This window comes from Actinocorallia sp. API 0066, from assembly GCF_020991275.1.
Lineage (GTDB): Bacteria > Actinomycetota > Actinomycetes > Streptosporangiales > Streptosporangiaceae > Actinocorallia.
In genome coordinates this window covers 111,531-126,961 of record NZ_JAJLQY010000013.1, presented here as the reverse complement: position 1 = coordinate 126,961, position 15,431 = coordinate 111,531, and the positions used below count along the sequence as shown (strand labels likewise).

The 15,431-nt window shown below is 71.1% G+C and carries 16 protein-coding genes; 7 read left to right on the top strand and 9 right to left on the bottom strand.

What is annotated here, in order from left to right; all coding sequences use genetic code 11:
* Positions 1–92: 92 nt before the first annotated feature.
* From LO762_RS28085 to LO762_RS28075, 3 genes are read right to left on the bottom strand one after another with little or no spacing between them, the layout of a single operon-like run.
* Positions 93–1,100 carry a VOC family protein gene (locus tag LO762_RS28085; protein ID WP_230619136.1) on the bottom strand — a complete coding sequence of 336 codons (1,008 nt, stop codon included), beginning with the start codon at positions 1,098–1,100 and terminating at the stop codon, positions 93–95.
* On the bottom strand, positions 1,097–1,957 hold the full coding sequence (locus LO762_RS28080; protein WP_230619135.1) for an alpha/beta fold hydrolase: 861 nt from the start codon (positions 1,955–1,957) through the stop codon (positions 1,097–1,099). The genes LO762_RS28085 and LO762_RS28080 overlap by 4 nt, the downstream gene beginning before the upstream one ends.
* Before the next feature lie 11 nt (positions 1,958–1,968).
* Positions 1,969–3,522, bottom strand: coding sequence for a bifunctional 3-(3-hydroxy-phenyl)propionate/3-hydroxycinnamic acid hydroxylase (locus LO762_RS28075; protein ID WP_230619134.1), 1,554 nt, complete (start codon positions 3,520–3,522; stop codon positions 1,969–1,971).
* Between the two features lie 211 nt (positions 3,523–3,733).
* On the opposite strand from LO762_RS28075, the gene LO762_RS28070 reads away from it, so the two are divergent.
* Entirely contained in the window at positions 3,734–4,648 is a 915-nt protein-coding gene (locus tag LO762_RS28070) for an amidohydrolase family protein (RefSeq protein WP_230619133.1), read from the top strand.
* Here LO762_RS28070 and LO762_RS28065 read toward each other — a convergent pair.
* Entirely contained in the window at positions 4,645–5,793 is a 1,149-nt protein-coding gene (locus LO762_RS28065; protein ID WP_230619132.1) for a GTP-binding protein, read from the bottom strand. The two genes, LO762_RS28070 and LO762_RS28065, sit on opposite strands and share 4 nt — an antisense overlap.
* A 72-nt stretch (positions 5,794–5,865) precedes the next feature.
* Here LO762_RS28065 and rpmG point away from each other — a divergent pair, with 72 nt between their 5' ends.
* The 4 genes from rpmG to rpmF are packed head-to-tail and all read left to right on the top strand — an operon-like array spanning position 5,866 to position 6,778.
* Positions 5,866–6,030, top strand: coding sequence for a 50S ribosomal protein L33 (rpmG, locus tag LO762_RS28060; RefSeq protein ID WP_230619131.1), 165 nt, complete (start codon positions 5,866–5,868; stop codon positions 6,028–6,030).
* A gap of 31 nt (positions 6,031–6,061) precedes the next feature.
* A complete protein-coding gene (gene rpmB, locus LO762_RS28055; protein WP_230619130.1) occupies positions 6,062–6,298 on the top strand; it encodes a 50S ribosomal protein L28 in 237 nt (78 codons plus the stop codon).
* Positions 6,298–6,603, top strand: a complete 306-nt coding sequence (rpsN, locus tag LO762_RS28050; protein WP_230619129.1) for a 30S ribosomal protein S14 — start codon at positions 6,298–6,300, stop codon at positions 6,601–6,603. The genes rpmB and rpsN overlap by 1 nt, the downstream gene beginning before the upstream one ends.
* 10 nt (positions 6,604–6,613) lie before the next feature.
* Positions 6,614–6,778 (top strand): 50S ribosomal protein L32, encoded by a 165-nt coding sequence (rpmF, locus tag LO762_RS28045; protein WP_230619128.1) that lies wholly within the window; start codon positions 6,614–6,616, stop codon positions 6,776–6,778.
* Positions 6,779–6,826: 48 nt separating this feature from the next.
* On the opposite strand, the gene LO762_RS28040 is transcribed toward rpmF, so the two are convergent.
* The 5 genes from LO762_RS28040 to LO762_RS28020 form a co-directional block, all read right to left on the bottom strand.
* Complete coding sequence (locus tag LO762_RS28040; RefSeq protein WP_230619127.1) at positions 6,827–8,101, bottom strand: HAMP domain-containing sensor histidine kinase; 1,275 nt, start codon at positions 8,099–8,101, stop codon at positions 6,827–6,829.
* A gap of 12 nt (positions 8,102–8,113) precedes the next feature.
* Positions 8,114–8,809, bottom strand: a complete 696-nt coding sequence (locus LO762_RS28035; RefSeq protein ID WP_230619126.1) for a response regulator transcription factor — start codon at positions 8,807–8,809, stop codon at positions 8,114–8,116.
* A 10-nt stretch (positions 8,810–8,819) separates the two neighbouring features.
* Positions 8,820–9,452, bottom strand: a complete 633-nt coding sequence (locus LO762_RS28030) for a phosphatase PAP2 family protein (protein WP_230619125.1) — start codon at positions 9,450–9,452, stop codon at positions 8,820–8,822.
* Positions 9,453–9,845: 393 nt separating this feature from the next.
* Positions 9,846–10,493 (bottom strand): HAD-IA family hydrolase, encoded by a 648-nt coding sequence (locus tag LO762_RS28025; protein ID WP_230619124.1) that lies wholly within the window; start codon positions 10,491–10,493, stop codon positions 9,846–9,848.
* A gap of 74 nt (positions 10,494–10,567) precedes the next feature.
* Positions 10,568–11,575: a YafY family protein gene (locus LO762_RS28020; RefSeq protein WP_230619123.1), complete on the bottom strand. Its 1,008-nt coding sequence runs from the start codon at positions 11,573–11,575 to the stop codon at positions 10,568–10,570.
* Between the two features lie 62 nt (positions 11,576–11,637).
* Here LO762_RS28020 and LO762_RS28015 point away from each other — a divergent pair, with 62 nt between their 5' ends.
* Both LO762_RS28015 and LO762_RS28010 read left to right on the top strand, forming a co-directional pair.
* Positions 11,638–12,765 carry an epoxide hydrolase family protein gene (locus tag LO762_RS28015; protein ID WP_230619122.1) on the top strand — a complete coding sequence of 376 codons (1,128 nt, stop codon included), beginning with the start codon at positions 11,638–11,640 and terminating at the stop codon, positions 12,763–12,765.
* A 161-nt stretch (positions 12,766–12,926) separates the two neighbouring features.
* Positions 12,927–15,416 (top strand): carboxylate--amine ligase/circularly permuted type 2 ATP-grasp protein, encoded by a 2,490-nt coding sequence (locus LO762_RS28010; RefSeq protein ID WP_230619121.1) that lies wholly within the window; start codon positions 12,927–12,929, stop codon positions 15,414–15,416.
* The last annotated feature ends 15 nt before the right edge of the window (positions 15,417–15,431 follow it).

Sequence of the window (15,431 nt, the reverse complement as noted above, 5' to 3'; positions counted from 1 at the left end):
GGTCGTGGATTCTGGACCGGCCGGGTAACGCGCACGAGCGAGGGCCATTTCTGGCTGTAGGCAGGCTGTTCCCAACGCCGATCGGCGTGGGTTCATGCGTCAGTGGCTGGGGTGAGGGGGTGGAGGGGTTTTTCGGGGTGGGCTAGGGAGCGGGTGGCGGTGGCGAACTGGTGGAGTTTGGTGATGATGGTTTGGCCTATGGGGGTGTGGCCCCAGATGCTGATGCCCTGGTGGGTTTTGGGGAGCCAGGTGGATTCGTTGACGAGAATGGGGTTCCAGCCCAGTTCCCATTCGAAGCCGGAAGGGGTTCGGGCGTAGTAGGAGAGTTCCTTGTCGTTGGTGTGTTGGCCGATGGAGAGGGCCATTCTGAAGCCCAGGGTGTGGACGCGTTCGTAGCTTTGGGCGAGGTCGTCCAGGTGGGCGGCCTGGACGTTGAGGTGTTGGACGCGGGTGCGGATCGGGTTGACGGGGAGGCCGCGGACGGCGGCGATGGCAATCGAGTGGTGGCGTTCGTTGACGCGGAGGAAACGGATTTTGAGTTTGGCGCCGTTGATGGTCTCGTCGATGAAGTCGGTGAGGCGGGCGTCCAGGACGTGGGCGAAATAGCCGTGCAGTTCGGTGGGCTTTGTGCTGGTGATGGCGACGTGCCCGAGCCCGCCCTCCCCGGTGACGAACCCGCGCGCCGTCATCCGGAGAGGTTCGGCCGAGATACGGGGTGAGGTGAAGATCTCCTGGGTGATGCCCTTGGGTCCGGGAAAGCGCAGAAGCCGTTCGACGCCCCGCGCGGCGGCCTCCTGTTCGGTGCCGCGCCGGAACGGCACGCCGCTGGCCAGGACACGGGCTTCGACGTGCTCGAACGCCGTGTGGTCGGCCAGGTGCCAGCCGATGGTGACGACGTCCTCGGCCGGGCCGCGCACGAGAAGGAACCGGCATTCGTGGGAATCGAGGCGGAACCGCATACGGTCGGCGTCCAGTTCGTCCACGTGGAGGCCGATGGCGTCCGCGCCGAACCGTCGCCAGTCGGTGAAGCGTTCGGTTTCGATGACGAGGTAGCCGAGGTGGACGTTGCCGAACACCGAGGGCGGGTCGAGGACGGTCATCGTGCTTCTCCCAGGAAATCGGTGCAGATCCGGTTGAACAGGGCGGCCCGTTCGAACTGGACCCAGTGCCCGGTGTTGGCGACGACGTAGAGGTCGCAGTCGGGCATACGTTCGGCGAGGGCACGTCCGCCGCTGGGACGGTTCACCTTGTCCTGCGCGCCCCACAGCACGAGCGTCGGGACGGGTAGGCGGGCGAGCCGCTCGTCACGGGTGAAATCCATCCGCCACAGGGTGCGCAGCGCGTTCGGACCGGACGGGCGGCGCAGCGGAGGCGAGGCGACGACCTCCGGGTCGATGCTTGCCGCGTACCGCTCGTCGATCACCGCGTCGGGGACCTGCGCCGCGTTGAACACCAGGTGCTCGCGGACGAACTTCTCCAGCTTGGCCCGCGAGGGGCCGGAGCCGCCGTAGTAGGAGAGCAGCGATTGGAGTCCGGGCGTAGGCAGCGCCCTTGTGGTGCCGACGCCCCCGGGCCCCATTAGGACCATCCGTCCGACGCGCTCGGGGGTGTCGAGCGCGAGCCGCAGGGCGCACGCGCCGCCGTAGGAGTTCCCGACGAGGTGTGCGCGCTCGATGTCGAGGGCGTCGAGCAGGCCACGGATGGCGGCGGCGAGGGAGCCGAACGGGTCGCTGTTGTCGAGATCCTTACTGCTCCGTCCATATCCCGGCATGTCCGGCACGAGCACGCGGAATCGCTGGGCGAGCGCGTCGATGTTCCGGGCGTAGTTGGACACTCCGGACGCACCGGGTCCGCCGCCGTGCAGCAGTAGGACGGGCGGCCCCTCGCCCGTCTCGGCGACGAAGATCTTCCGGCCGCCGACGTCGATCAGAGACTCCCGCATGTCGGGCGTGGTCATGGCGTACTCCTTCAGTGGTCGGTGCGGGGCGCGAACCCCGAGGGCGGCGGCGCGAGCGGCGCCCCGGAGCGCGCGGCGGCGTAGACGAACCCGTCGGGCCGGACGGCGAGCGTGGCGGCCCGGTGGCGGGTCATCCACGCCTGGAGCACCCCTTCGGCGTCCACGACGGTGTCCGGGGCGGGCGGCGACCCTGCGGGCGTGACGGTCAGCGACGGCACCCCGCGCCAGCCGGGCTGCGGCGTTCCGGCGACGGCGTGCAGCAGCGTCCAGCGCGGCCCGAGCACGTCGTCGAGCCGGACCCGCGCGCCCGTCGCGTCGGTGACGAACGGCTGCGGTAGCAGACGGCCGGTAGCGGGCGCACCGGAGGAGGCGCGTAGCCCCGAGGCGTACCGCGCGACCGGTACCCACGCGGCGTCCTGCCCGATCCGGCGTAGCGGCCCGACGCGCATCAGCGCCCGGCCCAGCGGATCGCGGACCCGGGTGAGCGCGGCCCGCCGCTCGGTGATGATCCGGCCGACCGCGACGGCCCGCCGTGTCACCTCCTTGACGTGCGGCTTCCGCTCCGCCTCGTAGCTGTCCAGGATGCTTTCGGGTAGTTCGCCGTGCAGCACGGCCGCGAGCTTCCAGGAGAGGTTCGCCACGTCCCGCACCCCGGCCGCCATGCCCTGTCCGATCCACGGCGGCATCGCGTGCGCGGCGTCCCCGGCGAGGAAGACACGCCCGCCCCGCCACCGCTCGGCGAACCGGACATGGTGGCTGTAGACGGTCGCGCGCAGGATCTTCACATTCTCGGAAGTGATCCCATAACGGGCCAGGAGCGCCCAGATCGCTTCTTCGCTGACGAGACGTGCCTCGTCCTCGCCCGGGAGCACCGGGAACTCCCAGCGGTGGTGGCCGAGCGGCGTCGGGCAGTCCACCGCCGGACGGGTCGGGTCGCAGCGGAACCGGAGCCTGTCGTGGCCGGGCCACGGCTTGAGCATCTCGGTGTCGATGACGATCCAGCGATCCTCATATGTCCGGCCTTCGTACCCGATGTTCAACTGCGCCCGGGTCAGGCTGGATCCGCCGTCCGCCGCGATCACGTAGGACGCCCGGAGCCGCCGGACGGAGTCGTCACTGCCGAACAGCGTCAGCTCGACGTGGTCGCCGTCCTGACGCAGCCGTAGGCACTCGTGCTCCAGCAGCAGCTCCACGTTCGGATACCGCGCCGCCCCGTCGCGCAGCACCCGTTCGAGCGCCGGTTGGTAGATGAACATCTGCGGCGGATGTCCGTTTCCCCGATCGGGCAGGCGCGCGCCGAGGAACGGCCTGCCGTCGGCGTCGACGAACTCCAGCGGCAGGTCGGCCAGCATGTCCCGTTTGAGGCGTTCGGCGAGGCCGATCCGCTGCCAGATCCGCAGCACCTCCTCGTCGGTGGAGATCGCCCGCGCGCGGGAGAAGATCTCCGCGTCCCGCTCGACCACAGCGACCCGCAGCCCTGTCGCGCCGAGTAGGTTCGCTGCGGTGACGCCCGTCGGCCCGTATCCGATCACCGCGACGTCGTAGCAGCCGTCCTCGTCCGTCACCCTTACGCCTCCTCGACTAGTACTGGATCGATCGGTCCACTGAGGATCGATCGATACGGGGAAGTATGTGCGCGGCTCCGCCAAGAACGCAAGCGATGCGAGAGTGATGTGCCTTGTGTTACGCCCGGGTTTCTCCCATACTCCCTGTATCGATCGGTCCGGAGTGGATCGACCGATCCGTTACGGGACGGCACATCCAAGAAAGGCCCCGATGAAGAACCGCATCGACGTGCACCAGCACATGATCCCTCCGGCCTACGCCGCGTGGCTTCGCGGCCACGGTGTGCACGCGCCAGGCGGGCGCCAACTGCCCGAGTGGAACCCTGTCGAGGCGCTCGCGCTCATGGACCGGAACGGCATCGCCACCGGCGTCCTGTCGATCTCGACGCCCGGCGTCCACCTCGGCGACGCGGGCGAGGCGGGGATCGTCGCGCGGGAGGCCAACGACTACGGGGCGGCGCTGGTGGCCGACCATCCCGGGCGGTTCGGCCTGTTCGCCTCGGTGCCGCTGCCGGACGTCACGGCGGCCGTCACCGAGGCGACGCGCGCGTTGGACGGCCTCGCCGCTGACGGCGTCGTCCTCCTGGCCAACAACAGGGGCCTCTACCTGGGCGACCCGGTGCTCGACCCGCTGATGGCCGCGCTGGACGAGCGGGCCGCGACGGTCTTCGTCCACCCCGCCGAGCTGCCCGGACCGCCGGTCGAGGGCATCCCGGAGTTCGCGGCCGACTTCCTGCTCGACACCACGCGCGCCGCCTTCAACCTGGTCAAACACGACGTCCTACGGCGGTTCCCCGGCATCAGGTTCATCCTCGCCCATGCGGGGGGATTTGTCCCTTACGCGGCGCACCGGCTGGCCGTCGCGATCTTCGCCGAGACGGGCCGCGACCCGTACGCCATCCTGGACGACCTCGCGGACTTCTACTTCGACACGGCGCTCTCGGCCAGCCCGGCGGCACTGCCCTCCCTGTTCGCCTTCGCCAAGCCGGGCCACGTGCTCTACGGCAGCGACTGGCCCTTCGCCCCTGAACTGGCTGTCTCCTACTTCACCGAGGCGATCGCCGACAACGTCGCGGTAGGCCGCGAGAACGCTCTCGCCCTCTTCCCACGGCTTGTTGTCTCCTAGCCCTCGGAACGGTCGAGGAAGGCGGCGAAAGGGTCGTCGACGGCTTCCGTGGGCTCACCGGGGGCCAGGAGGCAGGCGTTGAGAACCGCGTGGATGCGGGTGCGATCGAGATCGGGGCCGGTGAAGACGAGGTGCTGGACGCGGTCGCCGTGCTCGGCGCACCAGTCCAGGTCGGCGGCCAGCGTGCGGATTGGGGGCAGTTCGTGCCACGCGGCGCCCGGCAGGGCGGCGAGCCACGCCCCCGCGTCCTCGATCCCGACGACGCCCGCGACGGCGTCCCAGGCGAGCATCCGGTCGGGCCGGTTGGCCAGCCAGAAGCGGCCACGGCTGCGCACCGTCTCGGCCGCGAGGGCGTCCACGGCGTCGAAGAAGCGCGCGGGGTGCAGGGGGCGACGCGCCCGCCACACGACGGTGTCGACGGCCTCGGTGTGGATGTCGCACGGAAGCACGGCCGTCGCAGGGTCGACGCGTAGGGCGAGGTCACCCGGGCAGAGTGAACCGTCGGTCACCCTGGGCAGCGACTCCTCGGTGACCGTGACGGGCGTCGTAGGCGCCAGATGGGTGAGGATCTCCCGGCACAGCGCAAGGTCCTCCACCGGGACGCCCGGCAGGGGCGGCGGCATCAGCTCGGGGAGCACGAGCGCCGTCGCGTACTCGATCTGCCGGGCGAGGACCTCCGCGACGTACCTGCCGTCGCCCGCCGAGCCCGCCTTGCCCGCGTCCCGCAGCAGGTCGCCCCGGCACAGGTCGGCGGGGGTGTGCTCGGCGTCGAGCGCGGTGACGACGGCGGTGAGCCTGAGCCGTCCGGCGACGGCGGCGCAGTCGAGCGCCTCGGCGACGGCGCGCGGCTCGACGCAGTCCCATAGGTCGGCGATCAGGAGGGGCGTCACCGGGGCGTAGTGCAGGAGGACGGGCACCAAGTCCTCCCGGACGGTGCAGGAGACACAGCCGTGGGCTATGGGGACGTCCGTCCGGTCGATGACGGCGCGGGCGTCACGGACGACGCGCCCGGCGACCCCCTCGGTGATCGCGCGCAGGTCGTGGTGCACGGCGACGGCGCCCGGGTGCTCGCGCAGCAGCCTGTCGACGAGCACGGTGCGGGCGGGGCCGTGCAGCCCGGCCACAAGGACGACGGGTACTGACATGTCCACCCCTCTTGTTGCAATGATAATCGTTTTCATTATCATGGCACAGCCGTCCAACAGAGGGGACACCGCATGGCGCGCGACGAACTCCGCCCGCTGATCAAGCTGCGATCGACCGCAGGCACCGGCCACACCTACGTGACCCGCAAGAACCGCAGGAACACCCCTGACCGCCTCGTCCTGCGCAAGTACGACCCGATCGTGCGCAGGCACGTCGTCTATCGAGAGGACCGCTGATGGGCTCCGGCATGCGTCCAGGAGGCACGCAATGAGCGCGGTGTGCCAGTTGACCGGCGCGAGGCCGTCGTTCGGTAAGCGGGTGTCGCACTCGCACCGGCGCACCTCGCGTAGGTTCGACCCGAACATCCAGACCAAGCGGTACTTCCTGCCCAGCGAGCGCCGCACCGTAAGGCTGCGGCTCTCAGTACGCGGCATCAGGACCGTCGACAAGATCGGCGTCGAGGAGGCCGTCCGGCGGATCCGGGCGCGCGGGGAGAGGGTCTGATGGCCAAGAAGAGCAAGATCGCGGCGGACGCGCGGCGGCGCGAGGTCGTCGCCCGGCACGCGGCCCGCAGGGCCGAGCTGAAGCGGATCGTCTCCAGCCCGCGCACCTCGCCGGAGATCAAGGCGGCGGCGGTGCGGGAGCTGGCCCGGCAGCCGCGCGACGCGAGCGCCACCCGGCTGCGCAACCGCGACGCCGTGGACGGGCGGCCGCGCGGGCATCTGCGCCGGTTCGGCCTGTCCCGCGTGCGCTTCCGGGAGATGGCGCACCGGGGCGAACTGCCCGGAATCCGCAAGTCGAGCTGGTGAGGAGACGACGATGGCCGTCCCAAAACGGAAGAAATCGCGCAGCCGTAGCCGGACCCGGCGGGCGCGGTGGAAGGCGGACCGCCCTGCTCTCGTGCCTGTCGTGATCGACGGAGCCGAGGTGAAGGTGCCCGGTCGGCTTGTCCGCGCCTACCAACGCGGGCTGCTGAAGCCGTGAAGGTGCGCCCTTCCGCGTCGTCTCCGCGCGGCGCGGAAGGGCGGCCTTCTAGGCGGCCGTGCCGGGGAGGAGGAGAGTGAACGTCGTGGGGGAGTGGCTGGTGAGGGTGAGGCGGCCGCTCTCGGCTTCGGCGAGGGTGCGGGCCATGGGGAGGCCGATGCCGTGGCCCTCGCGGGTGGGGGCGCGGTCGAAGAGCGACTCGTCGGCATTGATGGCGCCCTCGTCGGCGACGTCGAGGGCGAGCGCCCCGGAGGCGTCCCGGATCGTCACCGTGACGGTGCCCGAGCCGTGCCGCGCCGCGTTGTCCAGCAGGACGGTGAGGATCTGGCGGACGGCGGCGGCCGACGCGGTGCTCGGCGGCAGATCCGGTTCGACCGTGACGCGCAGGGGGCGGGCGGCCAGGTCGCGGTGCCAGGTGCGCTCGATCTCGTCGGCGAGCGCGGGCACGTCGAGCGGGTCGCCCTGACGCGGGGTGCCGCGCGCCAGGGCGAGGAGGTCGGCGATGGTGTCCTCCAGGCGGTCAACGGTCGCGATGGCCTGTGTGAGGGTCTGGCCGGGGTCGTGTGCCGGATCCTCCAGTGCGGCCTCCAGGCGCAGTTTCAGGCCCGTCAGAGGGGTGCGTAGCTGGTGCGAGGCGTCGGCGGAGAAGGCGCGTTCCCGGGCGATGAGGCCGTCGATCCGCGCGGCGGTGGCGTCGAGGCAGGCGCCCGCGGCGTCCACCTCGGGGATGCCGCTGCGCCTGGTCCGGACGCTGAAGTCGCCCTCGCCGAGACGGGTCGCCGTCACCGCGAGGTCTTCGATCGGCAGTGCCAGCCGCCGGGCCTGCGCGCGCGCGAGCAGCCACGTCAGGCCGACGGCGGCCGCGGCGATGCCCAGCATGAACAGCCATGTCAGGGCGATCTGCCCGTACGCCTCCCATTGGGACATCTGCGCCCGTACCACGGCGATGACGACACCGGCCTCGCTGACGACGGGGATCGCGACGGCCATCGTGAAGCCGTCGTCCTCGCTCTCGACCTCGCCCTCCAGCGCGCCCCGCACGGCGTCGTCGTTCCGCTCGGGTCCGACGCCCTTGATCTTGCGGCCTGTGCCGTCGTAGAGGCCGAGGGACACCTCTGAATCGACGCGTGGCAGCGTGCCTACGTCCCGTCCGCTGAGGAGGTCGGCGGACACCGCGAGCGTCGCCTGGGTGGCGACCCGCTCCAGATCACCCCGCTCATCGGCCATGTAGTACCGGGCTACCCCCGCCGCCAACGGCAACCCGAACAGGCTGATGGCCAGGACGGACGCCATGACGCTCAGGCTGACGATCCGCCTACGCACGCGGCCTCCTGGTCAAGGGGCTTCCAGCCGGTAGCCGTGGCCTCGAAGGGTGGTGATGCTGGGCAGGGCGGCGGGCTGGGTGGCGGACGCGGCGGCGAGCTTCGTGCGCAAGGCGGCGATGTGGACATCGAGGGTCTTGGTGGAGCCGTGCCAGTTGACGTCCCAGACGTCGTCCATGAGCTGCTCGCGGGTGAGCGCGGTGTCGGGGTCGGCGGTGAGCCTCGCGAGCAGGTCGAACTCCTTGGGGCGCAGCTCCAGCTCCCGCCCGCGGACCGTGCAGCGGCGTGCCGCCGTGTCCACGACGAGGTCGCCGACGACGGTGCGGGCCGACGTCGCGGGGGCGGGCGCGCCGCGCCGCAGATGGGCGCGGATCCGGGCGAGCAGCTCGTTGAACCCGAACGGCTTGGTCAGGTAGTCGTCGGCGCCCGCCTCCAGGCCGACCACCACGTCCATCTCGTCCTGGCGCGCGGTCAGCATCACCAGGACACAGCCGGGCTGGACCCGCCGCAGCCTGCGGCACACCTCGACGCCGTCGAGGTCGGGCAGGCCGAGATCCAGGAGAACCAGGTCGAACGGGTGTGTTTCGGCGGCTCGGAGCGCGCCGCGTCCCGTCCGCGCCCAGACGACTGTGTGGTCGTGCGCGCGGAGCCGGGATTCGAGCACGTCGCCGATGGTCTCGTCGTCCTCCACCACGAGGAAGCGTGCCATGGCGACCATGCTATGCCCGTCGTCGGAGCAGCCACAGGGCCGCGCCGCCCCACAGCAGGCCAAAGCACCAGCCGCCGAGCACGTCGGTAGGCCAGTGCACGCCCAGCCAGATCCTTGTCAGCCCGACGCCGATCGCCCACGCCACGATAAGGACACGCATCCAGGCCCGAGTGAAGGCCGTGACCAGAAGGACGGCGACGATGGTTGCCGCCGTCGTGTGCCCGGACGGGAACGCATGCCCCGTCGCGTGCACCGACCAGTCGTGGTCGGGCGGCCGCTCCCGCCCGACCAGCTCCGCGCAACCGCGCCGCACCACCGCCCCCGCCACAAGGACGCCGAGCGCCAGCAACGCCCCACCCAGCCGCTCCCACACTGACACGGCCCCGGTGAGGACGGCCCCCGCGAGCATCGCCAGCACACCCGCAGGCAGACCCACCCCGGTGTCCGTCCATATCCGCGCGCCCTCCGCGACCCACCCCGGCCGCCGCGCCACCGCCCACGTGTGCACCATGTCGTCCAGCCCGGTGGGCACCCCGCCCACCTGCACAACAAGCAACGTCAGAAACCCCAACAAAAGCCCCGAAACACCCAACGAGGCATACGGGGCACGTGCGGCGACAGGCTGCGGCGCGAGCGCGATCATCCGGTCTCCCTGATTCCGGTGGATTCCCGCTCAAGCTAGCCACCCAAAGGTTAACGCCCGGCCAGCCCCACCCCACCCCCCCACCAGCACAAACCCCCCAACCCCCAACCCCCAAACACCCCATCCGCCCGAGGCGCCCGCACCTGCCGCACGACCACCACCCCGAGGCATTGCTGGCGCGCGCCTTCCTCGTGCCGCCTACGACGACAGCCGAGGAGCCCCGCCGACCGCGTGCCGCCCCGGCTGCTCCCGCGAACGCGAGCTTGCCGGGCTGCTCGCCTGCCGCTGCCCGCCGCGACGCCCGCACGTCCGCCGACGGTGCCCTTGGCCTCCTCGTCGATCGGGTCCGCTCCCGCTGGCAACCTGTGGTCGGGAAACGGCGCGTCCGGGTCGTCAGGCGGCGGGGTCGGGGTGGGGTGTTGGCGGGCCGGGCGGAGAGAAGAGGCCGGTGAGGTGTGCGGCGGTGGTCGTGGGGTCGGTGGAGTGGTGGACGGTGTGGATGCCCAGGGCCTGGGCGGGTGGGAGGTTGGCCTCCTGGTCGTCCACGAAGACGCAGGTGGAGGCCGGGAGGCCGAGGGCGGTCAGGGCGCGCCGGTAGATGCGGGGGTCGGGCTTGCGGACGCCTTCGGTCTCGGAGAGGACGGCCACGTCGATTAGGTCGTAGACGCCGAGGTGGTCGTAGGGGTCGAAAGGGGAGGAGCCGAAGCTGTTGGAGAGCATCGCGACCCTTGCGCCGGTCGTGCGGGCCTGGCGAACCGCCGTGACGATCTCGGGTTCGAGTTCCAGGTGCGCGAGGGCGCGGCGCATGAGGTCGGTGGGGTCGATGCCGAGAATGCCGCCGATGACGTTGTTCCAGTCGGTCTGGGTCGCGCGGCCGACCTCCAGGTCGGCGTAGACGCGGACGCCGTCCGGGTGGTTGCACAGGGCCGCCGTGTAAGCGCCGTGCGCCAGTCCTTCGGCGCGTTCGAAGGCTCGGCTGTTCAGCTGCATCCTTGTGGTCAGGACGCCGCCGAAGTCCATGATCAGGCCCTGATAACGCATGTCCACCTCCGGGTGGGATTCTCCCGCCGGAGGCGGGAACCGAGAAGGGTGTCGGCGGGGTGCTCGGCCGGGGGTTAGGGGGTTGTGGCGTTGAGGTAGCGGTGGGCGAGGGTAGTGAGGTGGGTGCGGAGGGCGGGTGGGGTGGTGACTTTGAAGTCGAGGTTGAGCATGCCGATGTAGACGGCGATGGTTTCGAGGCTGTCGGCGCCGGTGACGAGGACGCAGCGGGTGGGGGAGAGCGATTCGACGATGCCGACGGTCGGGTTGATGCGGGCGATGACGTCCTCGGCGGGGGCGAGCACAGTGATGCGGGCGTGCACCTTCCAGCCGGTGGTGGCGACGTCGCGGAGAACGAAGGAGGTGTAGTCGAGGCCGGGTAGTGGGACGGGCGTGAAGACGCGGCCGGTGGGCGTGAGCGGCGTCATCCAGTCGACGCGGTAGGACGACCATGTGCCGTCCCGCGCGTCGCGGCCGACGAGGTACCAGCGGCGGCGCCAGCTCACCAGCCGGTAGGGCTCGATCAGGCGGCGTCCCGAGCCCGCCGCCGTCGCCGAAGGGTGCTCCTCGTCGGCGGGCGCGGCGTCCGGCACGGCGTAGTCAAAACGCAGCCAGACATGGTCGCGGATCGCGGAGGCGATCGCCGTCAGCACGGCGGCGTCGACCTCGGGGTCCTCGACGTTGGTCGCGAGGTTCTCCGGCGCCCTCGACGTCGCCGAGTGCAGCGCGGCCACCTGGCGGCGCAGCCGGTGCGGCAACACCTGTTCCAGCTTGGCCAGGGCGCGCCCGCTGCTCTCCGCGATGCCGCTCACCCCCGAGCCCGCGCGCAGCCCGATCGCGACGGCGACGGCCTCCTCGTCATCCAGCAGCAGCGGCGGCAGTTTGGCGCCCGCCCCGAGCCGGTAACAGCCCGCGGGCCCCCGGACGGCGTCCACGGGGTAGCCGAGCTCGCGGAGCCTGTCGATGTCGGTGCGGATCGTCCGGGTGCTCACCCCGAGCCGTTCCGCGAGCTCCCGGCCCGGCCAGTCCGGCCGCGACTGGAGGAGGGACAGCAGCGCGAGCAGCCGCGCGGACGTTTCCAACATTCCCTAAGAATGCCCTACATATAGGAACGAAGTCATCCTATATGGCTCCTACCGTAAGGGACATGACGAAGACGCTGAACCTCCGCCCCTTCCACGTCGAGGTCCCCCAGGCCGAGCTGGACGACCTGCGCGACCGCCTCGCCCGCACCCGCCTGCCCCGCCCGGCGGCGGCCGACGACTGGGCGCTCGGCACCCCGAACGGCTTCCTGCGCGAGACCGTCGAGTACTGGCGCGCCGGGTTCGACTGGCGCGCCCAGGAGGCGCGGATGAACGCCTTCCCGCACCACCTCACCGAGATCGACGGCCAGACCGTGCACTTCCTGCACGTGCCGTCCGCCGAGCCGGACGCGACGCCGCTGCTGCTCGTGCACAGCTACCCCGGCTCGTTCGCGGACTTCCTCGACATGATCGGCCCGCTCACCGACCCGGTCGCGCACGGCGGCAGGCCCGAGGACGCGTTCTCGGTCGTCGTCCCGTCGATCCCGGGCTTTGGGTTCAGCACCCCGCTGGAAGGCGAAGGGTGGACGTTCGCCAAGGTGGCCCGTACGTTCGACGCCCTTATGCGCGGCCTGGGTTATGCCTCCTACGGCGTCCACGGAAGCGACATGGGCGCGTTGGTCGCCCGTGAGCTCGGCCTCTGGAACCCGCCCGGGTTCCTCGGCTTGCACGTCCTCCAGCTGTTCTCGTTCCCGTCCGGCGACCCTGCCGAGTTCGACGGGTTCGGGCCGAAGGAGTACGCGGCGCTGGAGCACATGCGGTGGTTCCAGTCGGTGGGCGGCTACAACACGATGAACGCGTCGCGCCCGCAGACGGTGGGGGCGGCGGTCGCCGACTCGCCGGTGGGCCAGTTGGCTTACAGCGAGCTGCTCATGTCCTTCGGGAACGGCACGAGTCTGGTGACGCGCGACCAGCTCCTCACCCAGGTGTCCCTGTACTGGTTCACCAACACCCAGGCCACCGCCGCGCGCTACTACTACGAGGAGGCGCGCGCCGGGGCCGAACCTGCCGTGAACGCGGCGCGCACCGGCGTCGCGGTCTTCGCCGACGACTTCCAGACGATCCGCGCCCTGGCCGAGCGCGACAACAAGGCGATCGTGCACTGGTCCGAGCACCCGGTCGGCGGCCACTTCGCCGCGCTGGAGGCGCCCGACGCCGTCACCGCTGACCTGCGCGTCTTCTTCGCCGCCTGACCCCGCGTCGCGGAGCAGTCGGCCCCCGAGGGGCCGACTGCGTTTCCGTCGCTGCGGCCGTGCGTGGAGTGAGACGTTGGTCTCGGGACGGCGCGGGTAGGTGTGGACTGTAAGGAGACGGGCATTGTTGGGCGATATGTCGTCTATGGATGTTGAGGACGATGGTGGAGAGACCGGGATCCGTCGTCGTCGGGGTCGAAGAGGAGTTCCATCTGGTCGATCTGGCGACCAGGCGGCTGGTGCCGAGGGCCGACGAGCTGCTGGGACGGCTGCGGCCCGACCGGTTCTCCAGCGAGCTGCAGCGCTCGGTGGTGGAGACCAACAGCAGGCCGTTCGTGAGCCTCGTCGACCTCGTCGAGGACCTGTCGGCGCTGCGCAGGGCCGTCGTGGACGAGGCGGAGCGGTTCGGGCTCGGCGTGGTCTCGGCGGGCACCGTCCCGATCGTGGACATGGCGGCCCTCGACATCACCCCCGACCCGCGTTACGAGAACATGCTGGAGGAGTACCAGCTCCTCGCCCGTGAACAGCTCATCTGCGGCACCCAGGTGCACGTGGAACTGGCCGACCGTGATCTCGCCGTAAGGGTCGCGCACCGGATCGCACCGTGGACGCCCGTCCTGCTAGCGCTGTCGGCGTCGTCGCCCTTCTGGCTCGGCGAGGACACCGGTTACGCCAGCGCCCGGACCCTCCTGTGGTCGCGCTGGCCGACGGCCGGGCCCGCCCCCCGCGTGGAGAGCGCCGCCGAATACGACGCGCTCATAGCCGACCTCATCCGCACGGGCGTCATCACCGATCCCGGGATGATCTACTACGACGTCCGCCCTTCGTCCCACCTGCCGACGCTTGAGCTGCGCGTCCCGGACGCCTGCCCTCGCATCCAGGACGTCACGCTGCTCGCCGGGCTGTTCCGCGGCCTCGTCGTCGCCGAGCTCGCGGCGATCGAGGCCGGGACGCCCCCGCTCACGGCCCGCTCGGAACTCGTCCGCGCCCAGACGTGGCGGGCCGCCCGTGAGGGCCTGGAGGGCGAGCTGGTCGATCCGGTGAGCGGACGGCCCTTCGCCGCCGCGCGGGTCGTGCACGGGCTCCTGGAGCGGCTCAGGCCCGTCCTGGAGGAGAACGGCGACTGGGACCTCCTGTCCGTCCTCGCCGAGACGACGCTGGAGCGCGGCAGCTCGGCGGCCGGGCAGCGCGCGGCGTTCGCGGTGGGCGGCCTGGAGGAGGTGGTGGACCTCCTCGTCGCCGAGACCAGGATGCACACCGAGTGGGAGCCGCACGCGCGCAGGACCGAGGTGATGGCCATGCTGCGCGGCTACGACAGCTCCGCTGACGAGGCCATCGTGTTCGACAAGACGGCACGCCGCCCCTACGGCATGGTCCTGACGGCGTTCGACCGGCTCGGCCCCGACGGCATAGCCGAGCGGGAGGTACGACGTGACAGGGTTCAGCGCAGCCTAGGCATGTACTTCCGCACCGGCGACGAGGAAGAGCGGCTCTTCCCCTTCGACCTGTTCCCGCGCATCGTGGCGGGCCAGGACTGGCGGGCCGTCACCACCGGGCTCGCGCAACGGGCCAAGGCACTTGAGGCGTTCCTGAACGACGCCTACGGCGAACGCGAGATCGTCAGGGACGGCGTCGTCCCCGGCGCGCTGATCGAGTCGTCTCCCGGGCTCCAGCCGGAGGGGGCGCTGGTCCGCCCCGGGACGGTCCGGTGCGCCGTCACCGGTACCGACCTCGTCCGTACCAGCGCGGGCCGCTGGTACGTCCTGGAGGACAACCTGAGGGTGCCGTCGGGCATCGGCTACGCGATGGCCAACCGGTGGCTCGCCGCGCGGGTGCTGCCCGAGCTCGTCAGGGCGGCCCCGACGTCGTCGCCGCGCCGCGCCGTCGCCCTCCTGCGCGACGCCCTGACGCACCAGTCCGGCGCGCTCGCCCTCGTCACCGAGGGGCCCACCGACGCGGCGCATTACGAGCACCAGCTACTGGCCTCGGAGATGGGCGTGCCTCTCGTGCGGCCGCGTGACCTTCGGGTGGACGAGCACCTCCGGGTCTTCGCGGGTGAGATCCCTGTGGAGGTGCTCTACCGACGGATCGAGGAACGCGACCTGTTCGCCGCCGTTCCCGCCCTGCGTGACGCCCTGGCGGCGGGCACCCTGACCCTCGCGAACGCGCCCGGCAACGGCCTCGGAGACGACAAGGCCCTCTACGCGCACGTCCCTGACTTCATCACCTACTACCTGAACGAGACGCCGATCCTCGACAACGTGACGACCTACCTGTGCCGGGATCCCGCGCAGCTCGCCGAGGTCCTGGACCGGCTCGCCGAGCTCGTCGCCAAGCCCGTGGACGGGTACGGCGGCCAGGGTGTGGTGATCGGCCCCGACGCGTCGCCTGAGGAGCTGGAGGAGGTCCGTGCGCTCATCGTCGCCGAGCCGTCGCGCTGGATCGCCCAGGAGACGGTCGAGCTGTCCACCCATCCGACCTTCGCCGCCGGGAGGCTCGAACCCCGTGCCGTCGATCTGCGCGCCTTCGTCTGCACGGGCGCCGAGACCGAGGTGGTGCCGCTCGCCCTGACGCGCGTCGCGCCTGCCGGGAGCAGGATCGTCAACTCCTCGCGGGGCGGCGGCTCCAAGGACACATGGCTTCTCGCCTGAGAGGAAGAAAAGACG